Genomic DNA, 9,637 nt, shown 5'->3' on the forward strand with positions numbered 1-9,637 from the left:
GTTGGGTTTTCTACCGGGTGATGCTTACTTCTGCGCATCCTTCTGCATGTCGCGCTTGATCTTCGCGAGCGGCGAATCCGGCGGATACGTCGGCGTGATGGGCTTGGGCGAACCCAGCATCACGCACATCAGCGCGTCTTCTTCGCCGATGTTCACTTCCGTGCGGTACACGCCCGGCGGCACCGAGATCAGGTCGCGTTCGCCGAGTACGGCTTCCCACGTCTCGCCGTCCTTCTCGCAGATCACCTTCATCTTGCCGCGCAGCACGAAGAAGATTTCTTCCACGTCGATATGGATGTGGCTCGGGCCAATGTTGCCGGCCGGAATCACCATCGTCGAGAACGTGAAGCCGCCCGAAGGCACCGTGTTGCTGTCCTTCGCCACACCCGTGCCGCCCGTGCCCACATAGCGCATCTGCGCGCGGCGGTACTTCGGGTCGTAATCGGCCTGGAACTTCAGGGCATCCCAGTCGTAGCGACGCGTTTCATAGCGCGCCACACGGCTGTTCATCCAGTCATCAAAGCTCGCGTCGGCGGGACGGTCCCACGACTTGCGATCGATATCGGCATCGGCCATCGCTTTCTCCTTTCTAGCTTTCGAACGTTCGATACGAACGGGTCAATTCATCACAAAGCCGCCGTTGACCGGCAGCAGTTGCCCGGTCACGAAACGCGCGGCGTCGGTCAACAGGAACAGCACGGGGCCCGTGACGTCTTCGGGCACCTGGGGGCGCTGCAGGGCGCGGCCTTCTAGATAGAACACATGACGCTCGGCGGGCACGTAAGCCGTGGCTTCCACTTCGGTCAGGCCCGGCGCAATGGCGTTGACGGTGATACCGTCCGCACCGAACTCGCGTGCGAGCGAATGCGTCATGGCGATCACGGCGCCCTTGCTGGCCACATAGGCGAGCAGTTTGGGCGCGCCCCATAGTGCGGTATCCGAAGCGATATTCACAATGGCGCCACGACCCGACTCACGCAGCCAGCGCTGCGCGGCCGTGCACATAAGCCAGGTGCCACGCACGTTCACTTCCATCACCGCGTCCCACGTAGAGACCGCGATTTCGCTGGCGAACTTGCCGCCCGAGTTGGTGATGGCCGCGTTGTTGATGAGCGCGTCCACGCCGCCCATGCGCTGCGCTGCTGCGTCCACGAAAGCGTTGATGCTCTCGGGCTGCGAGAGATCGAGCGACAGGAACGTTACGTCGTGTCCTTCCGCCACGAGCGAGCGCGCCAGCGCTTCGCCCGCATCGTGCAGCACGTCGCCGAACACCACGCGCGCACCGCTCTTCGCGAGCGTATTCACGAACGCCGCGCCCAGTCCGCGCGCGCCGCCCGTGACGATCACGCGACGGCCCGCGAGTGCGCCAGGCGCTGCGGTGTTGACGTCATGCATGGCTATGCTCGGCGTGTGCAGCTTCGGGCTGCTGGGCGCGGAATGCCTCGAGTTCCGTCATGTGCTGCTGGGCACGCTGGCGCAGCATGCGGCGCACGCGCGTCATGCCCACATCGTGCTGATAGAGGAATTCGTGATCGCGCGCGTTCGGCGCCATGCTTTCGAGGACGTAGCGGTCCTGTTCCAGCACCGCCCAATGCAGGCCTTCAAGGCGATTGCGATACAGGAAGCGCCATGCGTCGCGCTGCCAGCCCTGCACCTTGCGCGTGCGCCAGAAATAGACCTGACAGTTGTCCTCGTCCACAGGCACCGCGAAGCCGATGATGCCAAAGCTGCCGCCCGGGCCGAACTTCTTCTTGTACGGAATCTCCAGACGCATCCACAGACAGCCGGTTTCGCCCAGTTCGACCCAGTCGAAGTTCACGTCGCGCTGACCGGTCTTCTCGAAGATGAGGCCGCTGTCAGTTTTACGCACGCGCATGTCGGCCTGCTTGTCGCCTTCGGCCATCGAGTGCGACGTCGCGTGCAGATAGGCGCCGTGCATGGGGTCCATCACGTTGTCGATCGCGTACTGGTAATTGCACTTCCAGTGCGACATGCACAGGAAGCTGGCGTATTCCTCGCCCACCAGTTCTTCCGGCAGTTGCAGCGGCGCGGGTTCCTTGTGCGCTTCGTCGCCGAACCACAGGAAAATCGCGCCGGCCTTCTCTTGTGCGGGATACGACTTCACGCACTTCTGGCCTTCGAGCGGGCACGCGGACACAGCCGGCACGCTCTGCACGGTGCCGCTGCCGTCGACTTCAATGCCGTGATACCAGCAGGCAACGCGATTGCCCAGATTCCAGCCCAGCGACAGACGCGCGCCGCGGTGCGGGCAGCGGTCTTCGAGCGCGTGGATCTGGCCGTCCTTGTCGCGCCACAGCACGATCTGTTCGCCAAGACGCGTGATGCCGATGGGCGCGTCGCCCACCTGCCAGCTCGGCGCAACGGGATACCAATAGTTCTTGATGCCGCGATCCAGATACGCGCGGACCGGATCGGCGCCGCTCACTGCGGCGGCTTCGGATGTCGTGGAGGTCATGTGGGGTCTTCCGTGTTCGAGATGCGCCGGTTAGTCGGCGAGCAGCCGGAATTCGGCGGCGAGGCGCTCGGCGTTCCAGGGCGAGCCTTCCGGCGTGCGGAAACCGATGCGGTTCAGGCCCGCCACCACATCGTCGAGTTCGACGGCGCCCGCTTCGAACACCTGTTCGAGCGCATCGCCGAAGTCGTTCTCGTACTGCGTCGGCTCGGCCTTGCGGTTTTGCCAGATCATGTTTTCCTGCTGGCCCGGCTGCTCGATCACGCCCTTACCGGCGACGTTGTTCGGCTGCGGCGCAAGCCACGGCTTGAGCATCGGATTGAAATTCACGGGGATTTCTCGCATGTCATTCCACCTTGATCTGGATTTCTTCGCCGGCGAGGCGCACGGCGTATTGCTTGAGCGCGCGGCCACCGGGACCCTTGATGCACTGGCCGGTCTTGATGTCGAACACCGCTTCGTGCAGCGGGCACTCGACCGTGCCTTCATCGACGAAACCTTGCGTCAGCAGCGCATACGCGTGCGGGCACACGTTTTCGAGCGCATAGACCTCGTCGCCCACCTTGTAGATGCCGATCTCCGTGCCATCGAGCTTGAACTCGATCGGTGCGTCATCGGACAGATCGCCGGCATGCCCGGCGCAGCGCCATTCTTCAGCCATTTCTCACCTTTCCCGATCAACCGTGTTCCACATACGGAACATTAGTTTATGTATGGTCATTATAGGAGTCGCCGCGCATGGACAAAATAAAAATCCAACAGCCCTGGGGAAAATACCGAGCCGATCCTGAAAAGGGTTTGAACGGGGCTCGCAGGCGATCTCGCAACGGTTGCCGGAACGCTTACCCAGCAAGACGTTACGCGCGTAATTACAGCGATCTCGCGAAGGCGCACCTGGGGCAACTACCGTCCCAGAAAAGTATTTTGGCGTCCCACAGGAGTCACTATACTTTCCATAGGCAGCACATCTATCCATATATGGAACAAATAGATGCGATGCGAGTAGCAAGCACGGATTGCGAAGCGGGCCGTCGGTATCAGAAGCGCGCCGCGCCGTGTGAACAGGGCCAAAGGTAAGGGGTTAGCTGAGCCGGATTCGCGTCCGGTGTTTCGTCATACGATCAGGAGTCCAAAGTTGAAGCACTTCATTGCCGCGGGGTTGACGGGCATCTGCGCCGTCTCGTCTGCATGGGCGCAAAGCAGCGTCACGCTATACGGCAGCCTGGATGCAGGCGTGGCCTACGTCAGCAACGTGGGTGGCCATTCGAAGTGGATGGAAGAACAGGGCAATATGCAGCCCGACCGCTGGGGTCTGCGCGGCCGTGAGGATCTGGGCGGCGGCCTGAAGGCGATTTTCCAGCTGGAAAACGGCTTCTATACGAATACCGGCGCGATGGCGAAGGCGAACACCCTGTTCAATCGCCAAGCGTTCGTGGGCTTGAGTTCGGACCAGTTCGGCACACTCACGCTCGGCCATCAGACGCCGTTCTCGTTCGACGTGCTCGACCCGTTCAGCACGGCTTATCTGGCGGCGAGCTGGTACGCGTTCCACCCGGGCAATATCGACGAACTCGCCGATACAGGCGTGGTGCCTTACGACAACTCGGTGAAGTATCGTTCTCCTGAGTTTTATGGCTTCACGGCGGGTGCGATGCTGGGCCTTGGCAATACGTCGAACTTCTCGACCGGCCGCACGATGTCGTTTTCGCTCAGTTATGCGAACGGTCCGTTCAAGGCCGGCGCGACGTGGTCCAACGAGCACGACCGCACGGTGTCGATGTCGACCACCGGCCTCACGACCTTCCAGGGTCAGTCCGCCGCGAGCTATATCGCCAGCAAGGTGGAAAACATGGGTATCGGGGCGTCGTATTCGTTCGGCAAGGTGCTGGTGCACGGTCTGTATACGCGCACGAAACTGCAATCGAACGGCTACTCGGACACCTTCCAGAGCTACGACGCGGGCGCGAACTACCAGCTGACGACGGCCAACAGCATCGTGGGCGGCGCATCCACTTCGACGCTATCGGGCCGCCGCTGGACCCAGGTGATGATTGGCGATGTCTATGCGCTGTCGAAGAGCACGCAGGTCTATGTGAACGCGCTCTACGAGCACGCCAATTCGGACGCGCAGGCGGCGTTCTTCACGGCAGGCGTGTCGAGCGGGCGCAACCAGACCATCGTGTTGACCGGCATCCACCACTCGTTCTGACGCGCGAGGTCTGGCGCCTGCTGGCGCCGGACCTCAGGCCTCAGGCGCCGTGCAGGCTGCGGCGTTGTGCGGCGTGCGCGGCCTGGGCCGCGGTCGGGTCGCCCGGCAGCGGCCGGTAGTTCAGGCAGGCGGACAGATCCATCGCGGCCGCGCAGACGGCGGCGACGAGCGGCGCGCGTTCGACGTCGCCAATATCCGAGCGCGGCACGGTCGCGGTCAGCGCGGCGACGATACGGCTAGACTGGTCGCGCACCGGCGCGCTCACCACGGAAATGCCGGTTTCGAACGACGCCTCGCTGAGCGCATAGCCCTGCTGGGCGAACTCGCGCACGCGCGTGTAGAGGTCGGCGACGGTAGCGGGCGTGCGCTCGGTGTAGCGCTCCAGTTGCTTCTCGGGATAGAGCGCGCGCAGCTCGACCAGCGAGAGATCGCCCATCAGCACCTGGCCATGAACCGTAGCGTGCGCGGGCAGACGCGTGCCCACATGCACCTTCACGGAGCTGAACATCGGCTCGCGCGTCTGCGCCTTGGCGACGAAAACCACGTCGCGCTGGTCGCGGATCAGCAGATGCGTGCTCAGGCCGGTCGCGTCGCGCAGGCGCTCCAGCACCGGCGTGCCGAAGTCGGTCAACTCCAGCGAACTCAGATATTCGAAGCCCAGACGCAGCACCGCCACGCTCAATCGGTACTGGCGGTCGCCATTGGCGCGCTCGATGAAACCCAGCGCTTCGAGCGTTTGCAACAGACGGAACGTGGTGGTGCGCGGAATGCCAATGCGCCGCGACAGCTCAGGCGCGGCCAGCACGGGCTCGCGCGCCGAGAATTCCGCAAGGATGCGCAGGCCACGCTCCAGCCCCGGCACGAGGTAGGTGGACGCGCCGCCGCCCTCTTCTTCGGTGTCGATTTCCGCCTGGGCGGGCTGTGTCTCCTCGGCAGGCAGCGCGTCGCGCTTGCCCGGCGTCGCGCTGCGGCGCGCGCCTGTCGTATTTTTGGTGGCCATTGGCGGCTTGAACCTGCTTGAATCTGTTGGACCGTTCGGTGATGGGGCAATGATAACGCGAAGCGCTGCGCCCACCTATGAAACAGAATTACGTTCCCTGTACGGCTTGCTGCGTGCGTGCGCCATCGCCTCCGAGCTTGCCGACAAAGCCCCGGATCGCCGCGGCCAGTGCGTCCGGCGCTTCCAGGGGCGAGAGATGGCCAACGCCCGCCAGCACTTCAAGCTGTGCCCCGGCAATGCGCGGCAGCACCTGCTCCCTCAGCGTTTCCACACGATCCACCTGATCGAGTTCGCCCGCGATCACCAGCACGGGCACATCGATCGCCGCCACCGCAGCCGAGATATCCTCGCGCATCGCGGCATTGGGCCACGCGGCCTTCGCCTGCGGCGCGCCGCGCAGACTGTCCTCGATCACCTGTTCGCGGCGCGGCGGCGCAAGCGGGCTGCCGCTCAGGACATGATCGAGCACAGCGCCGATCGATTCGCGCGTGTCGTAGGCGTGCAGCATGGCCTCGCGCGCCTCATCGGGCAGCAGCATCGGCGTAGGCGGCGACGGCGCCACCAGCACCAGCCCTGCCAGCCCGCGCGGGCGGCGCGAAGCCAGCAATTGCGCGACCTTGCCGCCCATCGAGTGGCCCACCAGCACATAGCGCGCAAGAGCCAATGCGTCGATCGCACCCTGCGCATCGTCGGCGAGATCGGCGATCGTGTAGCCCTGTTGCGGCGCGTCGGACTCGCCCCAGCCGCGCTGGTCGAGCGCGATCGTGCGGTACGAACCGGCCAGCGCGCCGGTAACGAACTGCCATGTGCGCGCCGATCCACCCCAATAGTGCAGGAACACCAGCGTCTGCTCGCCGTGGCCCGTGTCGATCGCATGAAGGTGAATGCCGTTCGTTTCGATGTTCATCGTGACGCTCCTCGTGTCGTTGAAACCGTGAGCACATCGTAGATCGGCGATCCTCGCTTGATAATTGGCGATTTACGACGAACAGTCGATAATCAGGCGATCGAATCGATGGGAAACGTTCATGGACCGCTTTACCTGCATCGGCGTATTCGTCGCGGCGATCGAGGACGGCAGTCTCGCGGCCGCCGCGCGGCGGTTCGGGCTTTCACCCGCAATGGCGGGCAAGTACGTGAGCGCGCTCGAAGCGGCACTGAACGCGCGACTGCTTCAGCGCACCACGCGCCGCCTGAGCCTCACCGACGCGGGGCACGCCTACTACGCGCGCTGCAAACACATTCTGGAAGCGTTCGACGAAGCCAACCGCGAGGCCAGCGCCACGCAGAACGTCGCGCGCGGCGTGTTGCGCGTCGCCGCGCCCGTCACCTTCGGCGCGCTGCATCTGGGCGACGCCGTCGCGCGCTATATGGCGGCGCATCCGCACGTCAACGTGGAAACCGTGCTGAGCGACCGATACGCGGATCTGCTCGATATCGAGGCCGATGTGGCGATCCGCATTGGCCGCCTGGCCGATTCGGGTCTGGTGGCGCGGCGTATCGCGCCCTGCCGCATGGTGCTGTGCGCCGCGCCCGCCTGGCTCGCAGAACATGGCACACCGCGCACGCCGCAGGCGCTGTGCGACGCACCGCGCCTTGCGTTTGACGATGCCGTTTCCGCTGGCGACTGGACCGTGTTCGACGCGCAGGACCGCGCGTATGTGATTGACGGCCCTTGCCGCCTGCGCGCCAACAACATGCAGATGCTGCTGGGCGCGGCGCGCGCGGGCGCGGGTATCGCGTATGGCCCAACCTTCGTATTCGGCGACGATCTCGCCCGCGGCCAACTGGTTGCGTTGCTGCCCGCCTACCGCACGCGGGAACTGACGATTCAGGCCGTGTATCCGAGTGCACGACATGTGCCGCTCAAGGTACGTGCCTTCATCGACCATCTTGTGAATGCGTTCGGCGACGCGCCGCCGTGGGACCGCGCGCCGCCTGCGTCACCTGCGCCACCTGTCAAGCGGGACAGGAAACCCCGCGCGCCAAAGCGATAGTCTTTCGGATACCGAATTACTCGCCCGCGAAGCGATCGCCAAACATCGGGTAGCCGCCCGCCGATTCTGCACGCGTGGCTTCCTCCTGCAGCACGTCCCAATGTTCGACGAGCTTGCCGTCCTCGATGCGCAGGATATCGATCGCGATCAACGCCGCAGCGCCCGCCGAACTGGTGTAGCGGCTATGCAACCAGACGAAATCGTCTTTGGCGATGATCCGCTCGTATTCGAAGCGCACGTCGCCCATCGCGCGCACCAGACCGAACAGTCCTTCGCGGCCCGCCGGCACGTGGCGACTATGCTGAACGTAGTCTTCGGACCAGAACTGCGCGGCCTTTGCGTAGTCCTTGTGGTTGAACAGCGTGTCCAGCGCCTCCAGCACGAGGGCGGTGTTGCGCGCTTCGATCGATGCCGTTGCTTCGGTCATGGCTTTGACTCCTTCACTGCACGACGCCCGATCGTTATTCGACCGGAATCGGGTTATCGACGATGTACTGATTGAACTGCTCGACAAACGCGTGTTCGTTCGGCCCGGCGTTGTCGCGCATCGGCCTGGCGCCGTCCACCACGACCTCGGTGGTGGCCGTTTCCAGCCGCTCCAGCGTCTGGGCGATAAAGGCGTCGAGCGGCATCGCGCGCGGGTCGCCGCTCTTGCGCACGAGATCGGTGTCCACCCAGGGCGGCGCAATTTCGAGCACGCGCACACTGGTGTTGCGCAACACGAAGCGCTGCGAGAGCGAATACGAGTGGATCGCCGCCTTGGTCGCCGAATACAGCGCCGTGGCCGCCAGCGGAACATAGGCCAGCACGGAACTGTTATTGATGATCCAGGATTCGGGCTGGCGCTTCAGATGCTCGACGAAAGCCGCACTCACCCGCACCGGCCCGAGCAGATTGGTTTCCACCAGGCGAACGGCCGCTGCGTCGTCGAGCGCCCCGCCCGCGTCGTCGAAGGGCATGATTCCCGCGTTGTTGATGACCACGTTCAGTGACGGATACCGCTCGATCAATTGCTGTGCCACCGCCCGAATCTGCTCCGCGTTGCCGATATCGAGTTCGACTGTGTCGATTTCCGGGTTCTGCTGCGTGATCTCGTCGAGCAGCGCTTTGCGGCGTCCCGCTACGATCACCTTGTTGCCGCGTGCGCTGAGCGCCTGCGCAAGTGCGCGGCCGATACCCGATGTGCCGCCCGTGATAAATACCGTGTGTCCAGTGAGTTTCATGATTCGATATCCTTATCAAATGAAATGACTTGCTACACAAAAGTCCAGCTTGCTTCTCAAGCAGCCGTATAACGGCTTGCGGGCGTTCTGCTCGACAGATGCGGGACCATCGTGCGGCGGGCAGCCTCATAGGCGTCCCACTCCTCGCCCGCATGCAGCGGCGGGATCGTCACCAGTTCACCGCGCTCGAAGCCCTTGAGCGCTGCGTCCACCAGGTCCCGCGCCGACATGACGATCTCCTGCGGCAGATGCTCGACGGGCAGGCCGCCGGTCTGCCAGAAGTCCGTGGCCGTGGCGCCGGGCAGCACTGCCTGCACCTGCACGCCCTTATCCGCCAGTTCGTGATGCAGCGACTGGCTGAACGCCAGCACGAACGCCTTGCTGCCGCCATAAACACCGTTGAGCGTCTCCGGCGAAATCGCCACGATCGACGCAATATTGATGATCGCGCCGTTGCCGCGCGCGACGAAGCCCGGCACGGCTGCGTAAGTCAGACGCGTGAGCGCGCCGACGTTGAGATCGATCAGGCGCGACATCGCGTCCACGTCGCTTTCGAGCAGCGGCGTATGTGTGCCCACGCCCGCGTTGTTGACCAGCAGCGTGATGCTCGCGTCTTCCTTGAGCTTCGCTTCCACGCCAGCCAGATCCGCGCGGTTGTTGAGATCGGCGTCGATGATCTCGACGCTGCGGTGCGTGTCGTTGGTGATGCGCTCGGCCAGCGCGATCAGGCGCTCG

The 9,637-nt window shown here is 64.0% G+C and carries 12 protein-coding genes; 2 read left to right on the forward strand and 10 right to left on the reverse strand.

The features are described 5' to 3' along the window. Window positions 1-24 precede the first annotated feature (24 nt). The 5 genes from VG320_RS22900 to VG320_RS22920 are packed head-to-tail and all read right to left on the reverse strand — an operon-like array spanning window position 25 to window position 3,134. Window positions 25-576, reverse strand: coding sequence for a cupin domain-containing protein (locus VG320_RS22900; protein ID WP_327202353.1), 552 nt, complete (start codon window positions 574-576; stop codon window positions 25-27). A 42-nt stretch (window positions 577-618) separates the two neighbouring features. Further along, window positions 619-1,395, reverse strand: a complete 777-nt coding sequence (locus VG320_RS22905; RefSeq protein ID WP_327202354.1) for an SDR family oxidoreductase — start codon at window positions 1,393-1,395, stop codon at window positions 619-621. Further along, the gene (locus VG320_RS22910) at window positions 1,388-2,476 is read right to left on the reverse strand and encodes an aromatic ring-hydroxylating dioxygenase subunit alpha (protein ID WP_327202355.1); all 1,089 of its coding nucleotides are present in this window, start codon (window positions 2,474-2,476) and stop codon (window positions 1,388-1,390) included. The genes VG320_RS22905 and VG320_RS22910 overlap by 8 nt, the downstream gene beginning before the upstream one ends. A 30-nt stretch (window positions 2,477-2,506) precedes the next feature. Continuing rightward, the gene (locus tag VG320_RS22915; protein ID WP_327202356.1) at window positions 2,507-2,818 is read right to left on the reverse strand and encodes a recombinase-like helix-turn-helix domain-containing protein; all 312 of its coding nucleotides are present in this window, start codon (window positions 2,816-2,818) and stop codon (window positions 2,507-2,509) included. A 1-nt stretch (window position 2,819) separates the two neighbouring features. Then, the gene (locus VG320_RS22920; RefSeq protein ID WP_103704358.1) at window positions 2,820-3,134 is read right to left on the reverse strand and encodes a non-heme iron oxygenase ferredoxin subunit; all 315 of its coding nucleotides are present in this window, start codon (window positions 3,132-3,134) and stop codon (window positions 2,820-2,822) included. A gap of 474 nt (window positions 3,135-3,608) precedes the next feature. Between VG320_RS22920 and VG320_RS22925 the strand changes: the two genes are divergently transcribed. Continuing rightward, complete coding sequence (locus VG320_RS22925) at window positions 3,609-4,682, forward strand: porin (protein ID WP_327202357.1); 1,074 nt, start codon at window positions 3,609-3,611, stop codon at window positions 4,680-4,682. Window positions 4,683-4,722: 40 nt separating this feature from the next. On the opposite strand, the gene VG320_RS22930 is transcribed toward VG320_RS22925, so the two are convergent. Then, window positions 4,723-5,682: an IclR family transcriptional regulator gene (locus tag VG320_RS22930; RefSeq protein ID WP_327202358.1), complete on the reverse strand. Its 960-nt coding sequence runs from the start codon at window positions 5,680-5,682 to the stop codon at window positions 4,723-4,725. An 88-nt stretch (window positions 5,683-5,770) separates the two neighbouring features. Then, window positions 5,771-6,589 (reverse strand): alpha/beta hydrolase, encoded by an 819-nt coding sequence (locus VG320_RS22935; RefSeq protein WP_327202359.1) that lies wholly within the window; start codon window positions 6,587-6,589, stop codon window positions 5,771-5,773. A 121-nt stretch (window positions 6,590-6,710) separates the two neighbouring features. Between VG320_RS22935 and VG320_RS22940 the strand changes: the two genes are divergently transcribed. Further along, window positions 6,711-7,679 (forward strand): LysR family transcriptional regulator, encoded by a 969-nt coding sequence (locus tag VG320_RS22940; protein WP_327202360.1) that lies wholly within the window; start codon window positions 6,711-6,713, stop codon window positions 7,677-7,679. 16 nt (window positions 7,680-7,695) lie between these two features. On the opposite strand, the gene VG320_RS22945 is transcribed toward VG320_RS22940, so the two are convergent. The 3 genes from VG320_RS22945 to VG320_RS22955 all read right to left on the reverse strand — a co-directional run. Continuing rightward, on the reverse strand, window positions 7,696-8,106 hold the full coding sequence (locus VG320_RS22945) for a nuclear transport factor 2 family protein (RefSeq protein ID WP_327202361.1): 411 nt from the start codon (window positions 8,104-8,106) through the stop codon (window positions 7,696-7,698). A gap of 34 nt (window positions 8,107-8,140) precedes the next feature. Beyond that, window positions 8,141-8,902, reverse strand: coding sequence for an SDR family oxidoreductase (locus tag VG320_RS22950; RefSeq protein WP_327202362.1), 762 nt, complete (start codon window positions 8,900-8,902; stop codon window positions 8,141-8,143). A gap of 56 nt (window positions 8,903-8,958) precedes the next feature. Beyond that, window positions 8,959-9,637, reverse strand: a 679-nt coding sequence (locus tag VG320_RS22955; RefSeq protein WP_327202363.1) for an SDR family oxidoreductase, incomplete at its 5' end; no start/stop codon positions are given.

This window comes from Paraburkholderia sp. (assembly GCF_035948235.1).
GTDB lineage: Bacteria > Pseudomonadota > Gammaproteobacteria > Burkholderiales > Burkholderiaceae > Paraburkholderia.